This window comes from Rhodanobacter sp. C03, assembly GCF_002001175.1.
Lineage (GTDB): Bacteria > Pseudomonadota > Gammaproteobacteria > Xanthomonadales > Rhodanobacteraceae > Rhodanobacter.
In genome coordinates this window covers 325,445-342,419 of record NZ_MUNT01000001.1, presented here as the reverse complement: position 1 = coordinate 342,419, position 16,975 = coordinate 325,445, and the positions used below count along the sequence as shown (strand labels likewise).

The window sequence follows — 16,975 nt, the reverse complement described above, 5'->3', positions numbered from 1 at the left end:
GAAGCTCTCCGTCCATGGATATGGACGACAGGCTAGCCAACGGTCGGCGATGCTGGCAGGCGACCAGCGTCGACAACGCGCGTAGGCGCCGGCCTCTCAACGGATCGGCGACGAACCTGTCATGCGCAGTGTGGTCTCGCCATCGAAGTGGCCATTCGGCCCGAAGCGGCGCTCCACGATCACGCCGCTGCCGTCATGACCGATCGCCACCACCGTGCTGGCGCGGGTGCCGTAGTGTTCGCCACGGATGAACGCGGATGACAGCCAGCGTTCGCGTTCCAGCCCGACGCCGGTGTCCGGCAACTGCGCATCGGGCGCGACGTGCTCATCGGCCAGCGCTGCGAACAACGGTGCGAAATCGTTTTTGCCAGCGCTCTCGATCCAGGCCTGCAGGTGCCGTATCAGCGCACGCGTCTTCGGCCACGGCGTGTTGAAGTCGGCATTCGACAAGCCGTGCACGCCGGGCATCACCGTCTGCGCGCGCGGCTCGGGACGATTGCCCAGATAGAACGCGTCGTGCGCATCGAAGGTGAGCAGGTTGAATGGCCGATAGTCCGCCGCTGAACGCAGCAATTGCTGGGCGTGCGCCTTGGCATCCGCACTTTCGCCGAGATAATCGGTCGCCAGCATGCCGCGTGAAACGCCCAATTGCGGATCACGTGGATCACGCACGTTCGTCACCACGCAGCAGCGCCCTGCATCGGTCACGCCCAGCCAGGTACCACCAGCCTGCAGATCACGGCCACCGATGATCGGCGCATCCTCCCAGCGCGACAGCGGCGTGCTGGGACGCGCATGAAACTCGTCGCGATTGCCGGCCAGCAGCAGGCGCCAGCGCGGATGCACGTTCCAGGCAAAGGCAATCAGGCACATCAGCCGAAGAACCAGTAACAGACAGCGATGGAGCCGAGCACGCCGGCCAGATCTGCCAACAGCGCGCAGCCCACGGTGTGGCGTATGCGCTTGATGCCGACCGCTCCAAAGTACACGGCGACCACGTAGAACGTGGTCTCGGTGCTGCCCTGGATGGTGGCGGCGAGCAGCGCCGGAAAGCTGTCCACGCCGGAGTGATGCATGGTCTCGATCAGCATCGCGCGGGCGGCGCTGCCGGAGAACGGCTTGACCAGCGCGGTGGGCAGCGCATCGACGAAGCGATCATCCAGGCCCGCGTGCAGCACCAGCCAGCGGATACCGTCGAGCGCGAAATCCAGCGCGCCGGACGCGCGCAACACGCCGACTGCGCACAACATCGCGATCAGGTAGGGCAGCAGATCCTTCGCCACCTCGAAGCCCTGCTTCGCACCATCGAGGAAGCTCTCGAACAGCGGCACCTTCTTGTACGCGCCGGCGCACAGGAACGCGATGATCACGCCGAACAGCAACAGGTTGCCCAGCAATGCCGACAACGAGGCCAGCGCCACCGCCGTCAGCGAAGCCAGCAGCGCGATGAAGCCGCCGAGCAGCAGCGCGCCGCCGCCCAGCCACGCCAGTACCACCGGATCCCATAGCTTCAGGCGCTGCATGTACGCCACCGACAGCAGGCCGGTGAGGTTGGCGGCAAAGTGCGCCAGCAGGATCGGCAGGAACACCAGCGTCGGATCATGCGCACCGGCCTGCGCGCGATACATGAACACGTTCACCGGCAGCAGCGTCAGCGACGACGCGTTGAGTACCAGGAACAGGATCTGCGCATTGCTCGCGGTATCTGCCGAAGGGTTCAGCGTCTGCAGCTCGCGCATCGCACGCAAGCCGATTGGTGTGGCGGCATTGTCCAGCTGCAGCGCGTTGGCGGCGAAGTTCAGCGTGATCAGGCCGATCGCCGGATGCCCGCGCGGCACGCCCGGCATCAGCCGCGCGAACAACGGTCCGAGCATGCGGGCGAGGCGATCGACCAACCCGGCCTGTTCGGCGATGCGCAGGAAGCCGAGCCACAACGTGAGCGTGCCGAACAGCAACAGCATCACCTTGACCGACAGATCGGCCATGTCGAACAGCGAACCGACGACCGCGGCGAACACGCCCTCGTCGCCACCGATCAGCCAGCGCGACAGCGCCGCCACCGCAGCGGTGAGGAAAAACCCGAACCAGAGTCTATTGAGCACGCAGCGCGCCGTCAGCCGTCATCAGGCTGGAGCTTAATCAACCTGACACATGCTTGGACAGCACCACACTCAGGCAACCTGTTCGATCGCCGTCATCGCCAGCTCGCTCAACATCTGCGCGATCGAGCTGGCAGCCTCCCGCCCGTCGTGCACGGCGCGCACCACAAGGTCGGCACCGCGCATGTTGTCGCCGCCGGCGAATACTCGCGGATGGCCCGTCTGGAACGGCAGCCGGCCATCGCCACCGGCGAGGATACGGCCAGTGGAATCCAACGTGATGCCGTGCTCGGCGCACCATGCCGGCGGACTCGGGCGGAAACCGAAGGCCTGGATCACCACGTCGGCGCGCAGCTCGGTTTCGCTGCCTTCGACGTTGCGCGGGCGTGGCCGACCGTCGCCTTGGTCGACCAGCTCGGTAGTCACCACGCGCACGCCACGCACCTTGCCCTGCTCGCCGATCAAGTCCAGCGGCTGCCGATGGAACAGAAACTTGACGCCTTCCTCACGGCTGTAAGCCACCTCGCGGCGCGAGCCGGGCATGCTCGCTTCGTCGCGACGGTAGACGCAGGTCACCGAAGCGGCACCGAGGCGGATCGCGGTGCGGTTGCAGTCCATGCCGGTATCGCCACCGCCAAGCACCACCACGTGCTTGCCGTTGAGATCGAGCGCGGGCGGTATGGGCTGATCATCGAGCAGGCGGTTCGCGTTCGCGATCAGGAACGGCAGCGCGTCGTGCACGCCGGCGAGTTCACGGCCCGGCAATTCACCATCGACGAAGGTGTAGGCGCCGGTGCCGATGAACACCGCGTCGTAGTCGTCGAGCAGGCTTTCAAGCGTGATGTCGCGCCCGATCTCGACGCCGAGATGGAACTGCACACCCATGCCTTCGAGCACTTCGCGGCGCGTGCGCACCACCGCCTTGTCCAGCTTGAACGGCGGAATGCCGAAAGTGAGCAACCCACCGATCTCGCGCTGGCGATCGAACACATCCACCGCGATACCGGCACGACGCAGGCGATCCGCACACGACAGTCCCGCCGGTCCCGCGCCGACCACCGCCACGCGCCGGCCGGTTTCCACCACGCCGGAAAGATCCGGCCGCCAGCCCTGGCGAAACGCCTCATCGGTGATCGAGCGTTCGATGCTGCCGATCGTCACCGAGCCGAGGCCTCCCTGCTCCAGCGTGCAGGCGCCCTCGCACAAACGATCCTGCGGACAGACGCGGCCGCAGATCTCCGGCAGAGGGTTGGTCTCGTGCATCAGCGTGGCCGCTTCGAACAGCCGTCCTTCCTGCACCAGCTTCAACCAGTCCGGAATGTAGTTGTGTACCGGGCAGGCATGCTCGCAATACGGATTGCCGCAGTCGAGGCAGCGCTCGGCCTGGCCCGCCGCAGATGCCGGCGCGAAATCGCCGCTGATCTCGCCATAGCCGAGCACACGGATCGCCACCGGCACCGCCTTGGGCGGCTGGCGCGGCAGGTCGAGGAAGCGGAACAGTTTGTCGCTCATGCCGCCCTCCGCAGTTCTTCGGCCAGCGCGGCGAGGCTCGCGGCCTTCGGCTTCACCAGCCAGAACTTGTATTGCAGACCGCGGAAATCGCGCAGCACCTGCCGCCCCCAGTCGCTGCCGGTCAGCTCCACATGGCGGGTGACCAGGTTGCGCAGGTGCTGCATGTAGTTCTCCATGCCCTCCGGCGAGATACGCAGAATGTCGACCAGCTCATGGTTGTAGCAGTCGACGAAATCGCGTTCGAGATCGAGCACGTAGGCGAAACCGCCGGTCATGCCGGCGCCGAAGTTGAGCCCGACCTTGCCGAGCACTGCGACCACGCCGCCGGTCATGTACTCGCAGCAGTGATCGCCGGCGCCCTCGACCACCGTCTGCGCGCCGGAGTTGCGCACGGCGAAACGCTCACCGGCGCGGCCCGCGGCATACAACTCGCCACCGGTGGCACCGTACAGGCAGGTGTTGCCGATGATCGCCGCATCCTGGCTGGCATACGGCGCATCCAGTGGCGGACGCACCACGATGCGGCCGCCGGCCATGCCCTTGCCGACGCCGTCGTTCGCCTCGCCGATGAGGTCGATATGCACGCCACCTGCGTTCCACGCACCGAGGCTCTGTCCCGCCGCCCCTTCCAGTTTGAGGGTAATCGGGTGTTCGTCCATGCCATGGTCGCCGTGCCGGCGCGCAATTGCACCTGACAGCCGCGCGCCGATCGCGCGATCGGTGTTGGCAATCGCATAGCTGAAGTGGCCGCTCTCGCCCAGTTCCACCAGCGGCGCCGTATCCGTGGCGATGCGTGTAGCCAGTGCGGCTTCGTCGCGCACGGGATTGCGCGCCAGCGTGCAGGCGAAGTCGCTGCTCGCACTCAGGCCCCGACCATCGATCAACGGCGTGAGGTCGAGTTTGTGCTGCACCGCCGTACTGCCTGCGATCTGCTGCAACAGCTCGGTGCGCCCGACGATCTCGCCAAGGCTGCGCACACCGAGTTGTGCAAGATGTGCGCGTACATCCTCGGCGACGAAACGGAAATAGTTCATCACCATCTCGGGCAGGCCAATGAAGTATTCCTTGCGCAGCACCGGATGCTGGGTCGCCACGCCGGTAGCGCAATTGTTGAGATGGCAGATGCGCAGATACTTGCAGCCCAGCGCCACCATCGGGCCGGTGCCGAAGCCGAAACTCTCGGCGCCAAGCAACGCCGCCTTGATCACATCGAGGCCGGTCTTCAGGCCGCCGTCGGTCTGCAAGCGCACGCGACCGCGCAGGTCGTTGCGGCGCAGCGTCTGCTGCGTTTCGGCCAGGCCCAGTTCCCATGGCGTGCCGGCGTACTTGATCGAGGTGAGCGGACTGGCGCCAGTGCCACCGTCGTGACCGGAGATGGTGATCAGATCCGCACCGGCCTTCACCACGCCGGCAGCGACCGTGCCGACGCCGGCATGCGAAACCAGCTTCACCGAGATCAGCGCGCTCGGATTCACTTCCTTGAGGTCGTGGATCAGCTGCGCCAGGTCCTCGATCGAATAGATGTCGTGATGTGGCGGCGGCGAGATCAGGCCGATGCCGGGCTTGGCGTAGCGCAACCGCGCGATGGTGGCATCGACCTTGTGCCCGGGCAGCTGGCCACCCTCACCGGGTTTGGCACCCTGCGCGATCTTGATCTGCAGCACTTCGGCGTTGACCAGGTAGGCCGGCGTGACGCCGAAGCGGCCGGAGGCGACCTGCTTGATCTTCGACATTTTTTCGGTACCGTAGCGCGCCGGGTCTTCGCCACCTTCACCGGAATTGCTGCGCCCGCCGAGCCGGTTCATGCCGATCGCGAGCGCCTCGTGCGCTTCCGGCGACAACGCGCCGAGCGACATGCCGGCCGAATCGAAACGCTTGAGTATCGTCTCGACCGGCTCGACCTCATTCAGTGGAATCGGTAACGCGGCAGGTTTCAGTCCGAGCAGGTCGCGCAGCGCCGACGGCGGGCGATGATCGACGTGATCGGCATAGATGCGGTAATCGGCCGGGTTGCCGCTGCGCACCGCGTGCTGCAGCGTGGCGATCACGTCCGGGTTGTACATGTGGTATTCCCCGCCGTGCACGAACTTGTACAGGCCGCCGGCGCGCAACGGCAGCGCCTGGTTCCACGCCTCCGCCGCAAGCAGCCGCTGCTCGTGTTCCAGATCGGCAAAGCTGGCGCCACCGATGCGCGAGGGCGTGCCGGGGAAGCACAGCGCGACCACGTCCGGCGCCAGTCCGACGATCTCAAACAGCTGCGCGCCGCGATAACCGGCAATGGTGGAGATGCCCATCTTGGAGAGGATCTTCAGCAGCCCCTTGCGGATGCCGCGCCGGTAACTGCGTCCGATCTCCAGCCGGTCGCCCTCGATATGGCCCTGGTGGCCCAGCTCGAACAGGCTCTGGTAGGCCAGCCACGGATAGATCGCGGTGGCGCCGAAGCCGACCAGGCAGGCGAACTGGTGCGGGTCGCGCGGCGTGGCGGTCTCCACGATGATGTTGCACTGGCAGCGCAGCTCATGCTCGATCAGGTACGCATGCACCGCACCGGTGGCCAGCAGCGCATGGATCGGCAACTGCTCGCGCTGCGGATAGCGGTCGCTGAGGAATACCAGCGCACAGCCACCGCGCACGGCCTGCGCCACTTCATCGCAGAGCCGGCGCAATGCCGCTTCCAGCCCCTCTTCCGGCGCATACATCAGGTCGAAGCGCGGCGTGCCGGTGAACTGCGGCAGCGCCAGCAGCTGGCGCAGCTTGCGCTGCGACAGGATCGGCGAGTTGATCAGGACCTGCTTCGCGTTCTCCGGCTTCAGCTCGAACACGTTGCCTTCCGGCCCGATCTGGGTGATCAGCGACATCACCAGCTTCTCGCGCAGCGGATCGATCGGCGGATTGGTGACCTGGGCGAAGCCCTGGCGGAAACGGTCGAACAGCGGCCGCACCTGGCGCGACATCGCCGCGACCGGGGTGTCGTCGCCCATCGAGCCGGTGGCTTCGGCTTCGAGTTCGGCGATCACCTTGAGCACCGTCTCGCGCTCCTCGCGCGACAGGCCATACAGCTTCTGATAGCAGTGCAGTTCGTCGGCGGGCAACGGCTCGGCCGCCAGCGAAGGATCGATCAGGTCCGATTCCAGGTAGCTCACGCCGGCGCGCAGCCAGTCGCGGTACGGCGCGCGCTTGCGGTTGATCTCGTCGATGTCGGCATCGCGCAGCAAGCGATGCTGCACGAAGTCGACCGCGATCATCTCGCCCGGTGCCAGCCGGCCCTTGGCGATCACGCGTGCGGAGGGCACGTCCCACAGGCCCGCCTCGGAAGCCACGATCAGATGGTTGTCGTCCGATAGCGCCCAACGTGCCGGGCGCAGGCCGTTGCGATCCAGCGTGCAGGCAGCATAGCGGCCATCGCACATCACCAGCCCGGCCGGGCCGTCCCACGGCTCGCTGTGCAGCGCGTAATACTCGTAGAACGCAGCGAGATCCTCGTCGATGTTCTCGCGCGCGGCGAACGCCGGCGGCACCAGCACACGCATCGCAGCGAGCAGGTCGAGACCACCGGCCAGCAAGATTTCCAGCGCGTTGTCCAGGCTTTCCGAATCGGAGCCTTGCTGTCGCACCAGCGGGCCGATGTCCGAAAGATCCACCAGCGGCGAGCGCATGATCGACTCGCGCGCCTGCATCCAGCGCCGGTTGGCACGGATCGTGTTGATCTCGCCGTTGTGCGCGAGCACGCGAAACGGCTGCGCCAGCCGCCACTGTGGCGTGGTGTTGGTGGAGAAGCGCTGGTGGAACACCACCGCGTCACTGGCCAGTGCCGGATGCCGCAGGTCCGCAAACACCTCGCGCAACTGGCCCGGCGCCGCCATCGCCTTGTAGCCGATCACCTGGGCGGACAGGCTCACCACGTAGAACTGCGGATCATCCACCAGCGCTGCCTCGGCACGCCGCCGCGCACGGAACAGCGCTCGCTCGAACGTATCGTCATCCATCGCCGCGGCAGCATTCACGAAGACTTGGCGCACGCGTGGACAGGTAGCGCTGGCAAGTGGCCCACAAGCCTCGGCATTGATCGCCAGCTCACGCCAGCCGGCCACGGTCAGTCCAGCCTCGGCGAGTTGCTGCTCGAATATCGCCACTGCTGTCGCGCCATCGGCCAGATCGAGAAACACCAGCCCGGCGGCAAAACGTTCGGCCGGTGCAAAGCCGGCTTCCGTCGCCAGCGTGCGCAACCACGTCGCCGGCCGATGGATCAGCACGCCGCAACCATCGCCGCTGATGCCGTCGGCATTGACGCCGCCGCGATGGGAAAGTTTTGCCAGTGCCGAAAACGCCGTATCGACCAGCGTCGTGCTGGCGCGCCCATCGATCTGCGCGACCAGCCCGAAGCCGCAGCTGTCGTGCTCGAAAGCCGGGTCGTACAACGTCATGCTGCCTGGCTGCGCCATCATGCCTCCCGGCCGGTGGACTTGCTGGGCGCGCGCAACCGGCGGTGCCATCAGCACCGTCGCTGCACACGAGGTGTGATCCGACTAAAGCACAATTGTTGCGTCGCGTCAAAATTTATTTGGACGGCTATATGTCGCGACTCATCGCCGGCGCGTGGGCGTCCGCACGACCAGTGCGCCGATATGGCGGCCGGCGGCGGCTGACCGGCCATACCAGTGCTGCGAACCTGATGCGGTCCGGACCTTCCGATCAGTCCGGCTCGCTACCACCGCCCGGCTCGACGATAATCGGCCGCATGCCCAAGCCCAACCGCATCTCCCGCGCACTCTTCCCCTGTCTGCTGTTCACCGTCAGCGTTGCCGTCACGGCACCACCGGCGCTGGCGCGCCAGGACAGCCAGAGCCAGGCGGAACAGGCTGCGGCGAAGCAGAAGCTGGCCGACCTGCGCAACAAGATGGAAGCACTCGCCAAACAGCAGGCCGATACCGCCGAACGGCGCGACAGCGCCAATGCGGAACTGGCCAAGCAGGCCAATGCCCTGGCCGTCGCGGCCCGCGCGGTGCACCAGACCGACACCGAGCTGGGTGCCAAGCAGCAGCAGTTGGACCAGCTGGAGCAGCAGCGTGCCACCCTGAAACAGACGCTGGACAGCCAGCGCGCGGCAATCGCCGACCTGTTGCGCGCCACCTATGCGCTCGGCCAGGGTTCCGATCTGCGCCTGCTGCTGGGTGACGAGGACGTGGCACGGATCTCGCGGGCCTTGGTGTATTCGAAGTACTTCCAGCAGGACCGCGTGCAGCGCGTGCAGCAATTGATGACCGACCTGACCAAGCTGCAGGAGCTGGAAAGCACGATCACCACCGAGCAACAGGCACTGCAGACCACCAAGGCACAACGCGAGCAGCAGGCGAAGACGCTGGCCCAGCAACGCGCCGCACAACAGAAGCTGGCCGCCGCGACCGATGCGCAATACAAGGATCAGGCGGAACGGCTGGCTGCGCTCAAGCAGAATGCGCAATCGCTCAACAACCTGGTCGACAAGCTGCAGAAGGCGATCGACCAGGCCGCACGCGAAGCGGCCGCACGCGAAGCTGCGGCACGCGAGGCTGCCGCGAAGAAACATCCCGGGCACAAGCTGCCGCCACCGCCGCTCGAGGTCGGCAGCGCCAGCGCGAACATCCGCGGCAACCTGCCCTGGCCGGCCAGCGGCGTAGTCAACAGCTACGGCAGTGGCGTACTGATCAAGGCCAGCGGCGGCAGCGAGATCCATGCCGTGGCTCGCGGCCGGGTGATCTATGCCGGCTTCCTGCGCGGCTACGGCATGCTGCTGATCGTCAGCCACGGCAATGGCTGGATGAGCATGTACGGCAACAACGAGACGCTGCTGCACGGCGTCGGCGACCAGGTCGAAGCCGGCGAGACGATCGGCACCGCCAGCCCGCCGACCGGCGTCAACACCGGCATGTACTTCGAGCTGCGCAAGGACGGCCAGCCGGTCGACCCGCGCACATGGCTGAGCCAGCGCCGTTGACGCCAGCGCCACGGCGCCGCAGGCTAGCCTCCAACTTTCGATGAATTACGCTGGCGTTCGGTTGTCGAACATACTGTCCACTCTTTTCGTCGCGTGGCCGCGCGACGTCTGCTCGTTGCACGGAGTCACCCGCATGCCTCTTTCCAACCATCGCCAGATTGTCCTGCTGCTGGCCATGCCGCTGCTGCTGGCGGTGCCGTACGCGCGCGCACAAACCGCGCCGGCCAGCGCCGCCAGCCTGGCTGCGCCGCCGGTCGACCTGCCGGTCAGCGGCAGCCACGCGGATGCCCCGGCGCATGCCGGTACCAGCTCCGGCGCCGACCAGGTGGATCTGGACGACATCCGCAACTTCAGCCGCGTTTACGACGTGGTGCGCCAGGCCTATGTGGAAAAGGTCGACAACAAGACCCTGATGAAGGCCGCGATCACCGGCATGCTCAGCGGGCTCGATCCGCACAGCGAATATCTGGACAAGGAAGGCCTGGCCCAGCTCAACGAGGACACCACCGGCCAGTACAGCGGCCTCGGCATCGAGGTACTGCAGGAGGATGGCGGCCTGCGCATCGTCTCGCCGATCGACGACACCCCAGCCGCGCGTGCCGGCATCAAGGCCGGCGACAGCATCGTCAAGATCAACGGTACGCTGATCGATCCGCAGAATGTCGGCAGCATGTTCGACCAGCTGCGCGGCAAGCCCGGCAGCAAGATCACCCTGACCATCGTGCACCCGAACAGCGACAAGCTGATCGACCTGCCGCTGGTGCGCGAGAACATCGAGATCGGCAGTATCAAGGTGCGCGAGCTGGAGCCCGGCTATGCCTACATCCGGATCACCCAATTCCAGGACGACACCGTCAGCGATCTGAACAAGAAGCTGGGCGAATTGATCGCGAAGAACGGCCCGCAGAAAGGCGCCGTGCTGGATCTGCGCAACAATCCCGGCGGCCTGCTCACCGCGGCGGTGGGCGTCAGTGACGACTTCCTCAATGCCGGCGTCATCGTCACCACCCGTGGCCGGCTGCAGGACTCCAACATGAGTTTCAGCGCCCACCACGGCGACCAGCTCAACGGTGCGCCGATGATCGTGCTGACCAACAATGGCACCGCCTCGGCCGCGGAGATCGTTTCCGGCGCGCTGAAGGACAACCACCGTGCGCTGACCATGGGCCAGCGCACGTTCGGCAAGGGCGTCGTGCAGACCGTGATACCGCTGGATGCCGACCATGCGGTGAAGATCACCACCGCACGCTACTACACGCCGAACGGTACCTCGATCCAGGCCGAAGGCATCAAGCCCGACATCGCGCTGGCCGACCTGACCGTGAACAAGGCCGACAGCGCGCCGAGCCTGATCAATTCCGAAGCCGACCTGCCGAACCATCTGGCCAACGAGAACGCCAAGGCCGGCACCGATATCAATGACGACGGCAGTGCTGCCGATGCCAAGCTGGCAACCGGAGACTATGCGCTGGCGCAGGCATTGAATGTGCTGAAAGGCATGGCCTTGGGCAAGACTGCTGCTGCCACCAACCACTGACGCATGGTTAGCGAACGCGATCCGCCGTATCGGAATCTTTCCGGGTGGTCAGCTGGTCGACCGACCAGCCGCCGCCCAGCGCACGGATCAACTGCACACTGGTGCGCAACTGCTGCGTATCCAGATCGAGCTGGCTGCGCCTTGCTGTCAGCGCCACCGTCTGTGCCTGCACCACGTCGAGATAACTGACCGCGCCCTGCTTGTATCGGTCCATCGCCAGATCCACCGAATGCTGCGCGGCATTGGCGGCATCCTTCTGGTCGGTCAGCGCCACCCCGTTGTGATCGAGCTGGGCCAGGTTGTCTTCGACTTGCGCGAACGCATTCAGCACCACCCCCCGATAACGCGCGCCGGCTTCGTCGGTGGCTGCCTTCGCCGCCGCGACACCAGCCTTGCGCCTGCCGCCGTCGAAGATGGTCTCGAACAGGGTCGGTCCGATTGCCCACAGGCGATTCGGCAGGGTCAGCAAGCCGGCATATTCGGCACTCTGGAAACCACCCATCGCACTCAACGTGAGCGACGGGAAATAGGCTGCGCGCGCCACGCCGATACGTGCATTCGCGGCAGCGACGCGGCGCTCCGCCGCGGCGATATCCGGACGACGCTGCAACAGGGTCGAGGGCACGTTCGGCGGCACCTGCGGCAGGACGATTTCAGCCGTCTTCGCCCTCATGCTGAACTGATCGGCAGAGTCACCGACCAGCACCGCGATCGCGTCCTTGACCAGCGCACGCTGCGCCAGCGCTTGCGACCACAGCGATTTCGCCGAGGACAACTGGGTCTGTGCACTCGCCACGTCCAGCCCGGAAGCGATGCCGCCGGCATGCCGTGTCTGGGTCAGCTGCAGCGCTTTCTGATAGGCGTCGATGCTCTGCTGCAGCAAGGCGATCTGCTGATCGAGCCCGCGCAACTGGATGTAATTGTCGGTCAGCTGCACCTGCAGGCTCAGCTGCGCCGAGGCCAGGTCGGCGGCGGCGGCCAACGTATCGTCCTTGCCGGCTTCGACCGTATTGCGCACGCGACCCCACAGGTCGAGTTCGTAATCGACCTCGCCACTCACCGTGTACGAATCGTAATTGGCCGGTGACGCACTGGGACCGGTCAGCGGACCACGCAGCGGTTTAGCATCGGACTGGCGGTCGCGTTGCCCGTTACCCGTGGCGCTGACCTGCGGAAACAGCGCCGAACGCGCCTGCAGGTTGAACGCCTGCGCCTGTCGGTAATGCGCCAGCGCCGCGGCAAGATCGGCGTTGTTGCCCAGCAGGCGCTGCTGCAGCTGGTCGAGCTGTGGGTCGTGGTAAAGCTGCCACCAGTGATCGCGCGGCAACTGATCGGCGGGCTGTGCCTGCTGCCACGGTCCGTTGTCCTGATAAGAGGCCGCCACTGGCACAGCTGGCACTTTGTACGCCGGCGCCAGCGAACAGCCGGCGAGCGTCACGCCGGCTACCAGCAGCAGGATGAGTTCAGGCTTTCGCATGAGGCTTGGCCGTGGCTTCAGGAGTGGCTATCTGCACGCGATCACCGTCAGCGAGACCGTCGGGCGGGCTGTCGATCACGCGGTCATCGGCGTTCAGGCCCGAGCCGATCTCCACGTTCTTGCCGTAGTCGTGCAGGATCGTCACCGTCTTGAAGCTCACCCGGTTGTCGGCATCCACGGTAGCCAGATGCAGGCCACTGGCGTTGAAGATCAGCGCGCTGGCCGGCACGCGCAAGGCGGACCCATTGGCGATCTGGTTGAGGCGTACGCTGGTGAAACTGCCCGGCATCAGCTTGCCATCGGCGTTGTCGACCGACAGCTGGATCAGCGTGCTGCCGGAGCCGGCATTGACCGCCTGCGCGGAAGCCTCGACCCTGGCGGCGAACGTGCGCCCCGGATATTCCGGCACGCTGAGCATGGCGGTGGCACCGGCGGGAATCGACGGCACGTAACTCTGCGGCACCTGCACGTAGACGCGCAGCTTGCGTACATCGGACACCACGAACAGCGCCTGGCCACTGCTGCTGCCGGGATTGATCAACGCGCCGATGTCGGTATTGCGCGCGGTGACCACGCCATCGAACGGCGCGACGATGCGGGTATAGCCCTTCATCGCCTGGATGCGATCCACGTTGGCTTGGGCCGCATGCGCCAGTGCCTGCTTGGCGGTGAAGTCGCCGGTCTTCTCGTCCACTTCCTGCTTCGCCACCGAATCGGAGCTGAGCATTGCCTGCCAGCGTTTCGCGGTGGTGGCCGCCAGAGCCGCATTCGCCTGGGCACTGGCTAGATCCGCCTTGGCCTGCAGCAGTTGCTGGTCGAGATCGGGCGTCTCGATCTCTGCCATCAGCTGGCCGGCCTTGACCGGCGCGCCGATGTCGACCTTCCATGATTTCAGATAGCCGCCAACACGCGCATAGATCGGTGCCTGCGTGTACGCCTCGATGCGTCCGGGCAGTTCGAGCGGCGAACCCGCAGCGCTTTTCTCGGGCGCCGCGACGTTGACCGTCGGCACCGTCTGCTGGTCGGTCCAGGTTTTCAGATGCCGTGCCTCGACGATGCGCGTGGCAATGCCGATGATGACGATGGCCACGACCACGACCACGGCGATCAGACCGGCCAGACGGATACCGCGATGCGATGGCAGCGTTGCCTTGGGGAAGGTTGAATCAGACATGGGCAGGCTCTCCGGTAGCGGGCGCCGGTGCAGAAACATGGCGGTAGTGCGCGTGGATGATGCTAAACACCACCGGCACGAAGAAAAGCGTGGCCACGGTCGCGAAAATCAGGCCGCCGATCACCGCGCGACCGAGTGGCGCATTCTGCTCGCCGCCCTCGCCGAGACCCAGCGCCATCGGCGCCATGCCGATAATCATCGCCAGCGCCGTCATCAACACCGGACGGAAGCGCACGTAGCCGGCCTCGAGCGCGGCGTCCAGCGCACGGCCGTGCTCGAACAGGCGCTCACGGCAGAAACTCACCACCAGGATCGAGTTGGCCGTGGCCACGCCCATGCACATGATCGCGCCGGTCAGCGCCGGCACCGACAGCGTGGTATGCGTGGCGAACAGCATCCAAACGATGCCGGCCAGTGCAGCGGGCAGCGCGGTGATGATCACGAACGGATCGCTCCACGACTGGAAGTTCACCACGATCAGCAGGTAGATCAGCACCATCGCGCCGAGCAGGCCGAACAGCAGGCCCGAAAACGCACTGTTCATCGTCTGCACCTGACCGAGCAACTCGACATGCGAGCCCTTCGGCAGACCACTGGCGTGATCGTTCAACACTTTCTGGATATCCGCAGCCACGCCACCCAGATCACGATCCTGGGTCGTGGCGAAGATCTGCACCACCGGCTGGATGTTGTACTGGTCGACCACCGCATTGGTGGCCTGCCGGCTCAACGTCGCCAACCCGCCCAATATCTGCGAGCTGCCGTTGCTGCCGGTGATCGAGAGATTGCGCAACGACGACAGCGAGTCGAGGTTGTACTGCGGCGTCTGCATCACGATCGGATAAGAAATGTCGTTGGCCGGGTTGAGCCAGAAGGTCGGTGCGACCTGACTGGAACCGGCGAGATTCACCACCAGGCTGTTGGTGACGTCGCGCTCGGTGATACCCAGCAGCTGCGCCTGTGTGCGATCCACGTCGATCTTGAAGCCGGGGCTGCCCTGCGACTCCTGGATACGCGCGTCCACCACGCCGGGAATGCGTTTGACCTCACGCAACAGCGTGTCGGCGTATTTGAAATTCGCCGGGAGATTGCTGCCGCGAATCTGCAGGGTGATCGGCGCGGGCGAACCGAAGTTCAGGATCTGGCTGACGATATCGGCCGGCGGAAACGAGAACGTCACTCCCGGGAATTCCCGCGGCAGCTGCTCGCGCATCTTCCGCACGTACTCGGCCGTCGGATGATGCCCTTCGTTCAGCGCGATCTGGATGTCGCCATCCTGCTCGCCGATGGTGCCGGTGTTGTTGTAGGTGTTGTTGATGCCGCTGGCGGGCAAACCGATGTTGTCGACCAGGGTACCCAGTTCGCTGGCCGGGACGATGCGCTTGACGCTCTGCTGGATCTGCGCGAACAGCTCCGCGCTCTGTTCAAGCCGGGTACCGACCGGCGCCCGCACGTGCATCAGGATCTGCCCGGCATCCACGTCGGGGAAGAAGTTGCGTCCCAGCATCGGCACCAGCGCAAACGAGAGCACTACGAAGGCGAGAAAACCGATCACGAAGATCCGTCGGTGTTCCATCGCCATCGCCAGCAAGCCGTGATAGCCAGCGCGCACCCGCTCGAACGAAGCTTCGAAGCGGCGCTGGAAAAGCACCAGCGGATTGCGCGTCGGCGGCGCCTCGACATGCTGGCCATGCTCGTCGACATGCGGATGCAGCATGTACTTGGCCATCGTCGGCACCAACGTGCGCGACAGGATGAACGAGGCGATCATCGCGAACATCACCGCTTCGGCCATCGGCACGAACAGGAAGCGCGCGACACCATCGAGGAAGAACATCGGCACGAACACGATGCAAATGCACAGCAGCGACACGAACGCCGGGGTGACGATCTGTGCGGCACCGTCGAGGATCGCCGGCTCGACCTGCTTGCCCTGCTCCAGATGCCAGTTGATGTTCTCGATGGTCACCGTGGCATCGTCGACCAGGATGCCCACCGCCAGCGCGAGGCCACCCAGCGTCATGATGTTGAGCGTCTCGCCGATCGCCGACAGCGCGGCGATCGAGGACAGGATCGCCAGCGGAATCGAGATCGCGATGATCACGGTGGAGCGCCAGCTGCCGAGGAACAGCAGGATCATCAGGCTGGTCAGCGCCGCGGCGATGATGCCTTCGCGCGCCACGCCGCTGATCGCCGCCCGCACGAAGATCGACTGATCACCGATCGGCGCCACCTTGAGGTTGTCCGGCAGGCTCGCCCTGGCTTCTTCCAGACGCTGCCGGATCCCGGCGACGATCGCCAGCGTCGAGGCCGAACCGTTCTTGAGCACGCTCATCAGCACCGAGCGATTGCCGTCCACATGCACGATATTCGTCTGCGGAGAATTTCCGTCCAGCACATGCGCCACGTCACGAACATAGATCGTGGTGCCGTTGACCGTCTTGACCGGCAGATCACCCAGCTGCGCGAGCTCGCTCGGCGCGTTGTTGAGCTGCAGGGTGTATTCGAACTGGCCGATCTTCTGCGTGCCTACCGGCGTCAGCAGGTTCTGTGCAGCCAAGGCATTGGCCACGTCCGCCGCGGAAAGACCGCGCGACTGCAGTGCCGACGGATCAATGTCGATCTGCACCTGGCGGGTCTTGCCGCCATACGGATAGGGGACCGCGGCACCGGCCACCGAGACCAGTTGCGGGCGCAGGATGTTGGTCGCCAGGTCGCCGAGGCTCTGTTCGGTCAGTCCCTTGCCCGACAGGGCCAGCTGGAGGATGGGCACGGTCGACGCGTTGTAGTTGAGGATCAACGGCGGGTTGGCCCCCGGCGGCAGCTGCTTGAGCAGGGTCTGCGATACCGCGGTCACCTGCGCATTGGCGGTGGCGATGTTCACCGTCGGCTGGAAGAAGATCTTGACGATGCCGAAGCCGGCGATCGACTTCGCCTCGATGTGCTCGACGTCATTGACCGTGGTGGTCAGCACCCGCTCGTACGGCGAGGTGATGCGGCCTTCCATCTGATCCGCCGGCAGGCCGGTGTACTGCCACACCACCGCGATCACCGGAATGCGGATATCCGGAAAGATGTCAGTCGGAGTCCGTAGCGCGGACAGTGGTCCGATGATCAGGATCAACAGCGCGAGAACGACGAAGGTATAGGGTCGCGACAAGGCGATCCGCACGATGCCCAGCATGGAGTATCCAGCGAGAAT

At 65.5% G+C, this 16,975-nt stretch carries 9 protein-coding genes; 2 read left to right on the top strand and 7 right to left on the bottom strand.

Going from position 1 to position 16,975, the window contains the following annotated elements:
- Positions 1-96 precede the first annotated feature (96 nt).
- From B0E48_RS01330 to gltB, 4 genes are all read right to left on the bottom strand, one after another.
- Positions 97-873 carry an NRDE family protein gene (locus tag B0E48_RS01330; RefSeq protein WP_077515643.1) on the bottom strand — a complete coding sequence of 259 codons (777 nt, stop codon included), beginning with the start codon at positions 871-873 and terminating at the stop codon, positions 97-99.
- Complete coding sequence (locus B0E48_RS01325; RefSeq protein ID WP_077515642.1) at positions 873-2,102, bottom strand: spore maturation protein; 1,230 nt, start codon at positions 2,100-2,102, stop codon at positions 873-875. The genes B0E48_RS01330 and B0E48_RS01325 overlap by 1 nt, the downstream gene beginning before the upstream one ends.
- A 69-nt stretch (positions 2,103-2,171) precedes the next feature.
- Positions 2,172-3,611 carry an FAD-dependent oxidoreductase gene (locus B0E48_RS01320; RefSeq protein WP_077515641.1) on the bottom strand — a complete coding sequence of 480 codons (1,440 nt, stop codon included), beginning with the start codon at positions 3,609-3,611 and terminating at the stop codon, positions 2,172-2,174.
- Positions 3,608-8,053, bottom strand: coding sequence for a glutamate synthase large subunit (gene gltB, locus B0E48_RS01315; RefSeq protein WP_077516844.1), 4,446 nt, complete (start codon positions 8,051-8,053; stop codon positions 3,608-3,610). Before gltB ends, B0E48_RS01320 begins: the two co-directional genes overlap by 4 nt.
- A 296-nt stretch (positions 8,054-8,349) precedes the next feature.
- On the opposite strand from gltB, the gene B0E48_RS01310 reads away from it, so the two are divergent.
- Both B0E48_RS01310 and B0E48_RS01305 read left to right on the top strand, forming a co-directional pair.
- Positions 8,350-9,585, top strand: a complete 1,236-nt coding sequence (locus tag B0E48_RS01310; RefSeq protein WP_077516842.1) for a peptidoglycan DD-metalloendopeptidase family protein — start codon at positions 8,350-8,352, stop codon at positions 9,583-9,585.
- Between the two features lie 133 nt (positions 9,586-9,718).
- Positions 9,719-11,122, top strand: a complete 1,404-nt coding sequence (locus B0E48_RS01305; RefSeq protein ID WP_077515640.1) for a S41 family peptidase — start codon at positions 9,719-9,721, stop codon at positions 11,120-11,122.
- 7 nt (positions 11,123-11,129) lie between these two features.
- On the opposite strand, the gene B0E48_RS01300 is transcribed toward B0E48_RS01305, so the two are convergent.
- From B0E48_RS01300 to B0E48_RS01290, 3 genes are read right to left on the bottom strand one after another with little or no spacing between them, the layout of a single operon-like run.
- Positions 11,130-12,599 (bottom strand): efflux transporter outer membrane subunit, encoded by a 1,470-nt coding sequence (locus B0E48_RS01300; RefSeq protein WP_077515639.1) that lies wholly within the window; start codon positions 12,597-12,599, stop codon positions 11,130-11,132.
- Positions 12,586-13,773 carry an efflux RND transporter periplasmic adaptor subunit gene (locus B0E48_RS01295; RefSeq protein WP_077516840.1) on the bottom strand — a complete coding sequence of 396 codons (1,188 nt, stop codon included), beginning with the start codon at positions 13,771-13,773 and terminating at the stop codon, positions 12,586-12,588. The genes B0E48_RS01300 and B0E48_RS01295 overlap by 14 nt, the downstream gene beginning before the upstream one ends.
- The gene (locus tag B0E48_RS01290; protein ID WP_077515638.1) at positions 13,766-16,957 is read right to left on the bottom strand and encodes an efflux RND transporter permease subunit; all 3,192 of its coding nucleotides are present in this window, start codon (positions 16,955-16,957) and stop codon (positions 13,766-13,768) included. The genes B0E48_RS01295 and B0E48_RS01290 overlap by 8 nt, the downstream gene beginning before the upstream one ends.
- Positions 16,958-16,975: the final 18 nt, after the last annotated feature.

What these genes read in the sequence shown, in the direction of transcription:
- B0E48_RS01330 (WP_077515643.1), bottom strand. Translation starts at nt 873, where the DNA reads ATGTGCCTGATTGCCTTTGCCTGGAACGTGCATCCGCGCTGGCGCCTG.
- B0E48_RS01320 (WP_077515641.1), bottom strand. Translation starts at nt 3,611, where the DNA reads ATGAGCGACAAACTGTTCCGCTTCCTCGACCTGCCGCGCCAGCCGCCC.
- gltB (WP_077516844.1), bottom strand. Translation starts at nt 8,053, where the DNA reads ATGGCGCAGCCAGGCAGCATGACGTTGTACGACCCGGCTTTCGAGCAC.
- B0E48_RS01310 (WP_077516842.1), top strand. Translation starts at nt 8,350, where the DNA reads ATGCCCAAGCCCAACCGCATCTCCCGCGCACTCTTCCCCTGTCTGCTG.
- B0E48_RS01305 (WP_077515640.1), top strand. Translation starts at nt 9,719, where the DNA reads ATGCCTCTTTCCAACCATCGCCAGATTGTCCTGCTGCTGGCCATGCCG.
- B0E48_RS01300 (WP_077515639.1), bottom strand. Translation starts at nt 12,599, where the DNA reads ATGCGAAAGCCTGAACTCATCCTGCTGCTGGTAGCCGGCGTGACGCTC.
- B0E48_RS01295 (WP_077516840.1), bottom strand. Translation starts at nt 13,773, where the DNA reads ATGTCTGATTCAACCTTCCCCAAGGCAACGCTGCCATCGCATCGCGGT.
- B0E48_RS01290 (WP_077515638.1), bottom strand. Translation starts at nt 16,957, where the DNA reads ATGCTGGGCATCGTGCGGATCGCCTTGTCGCGACCCTATACCTTCGTC.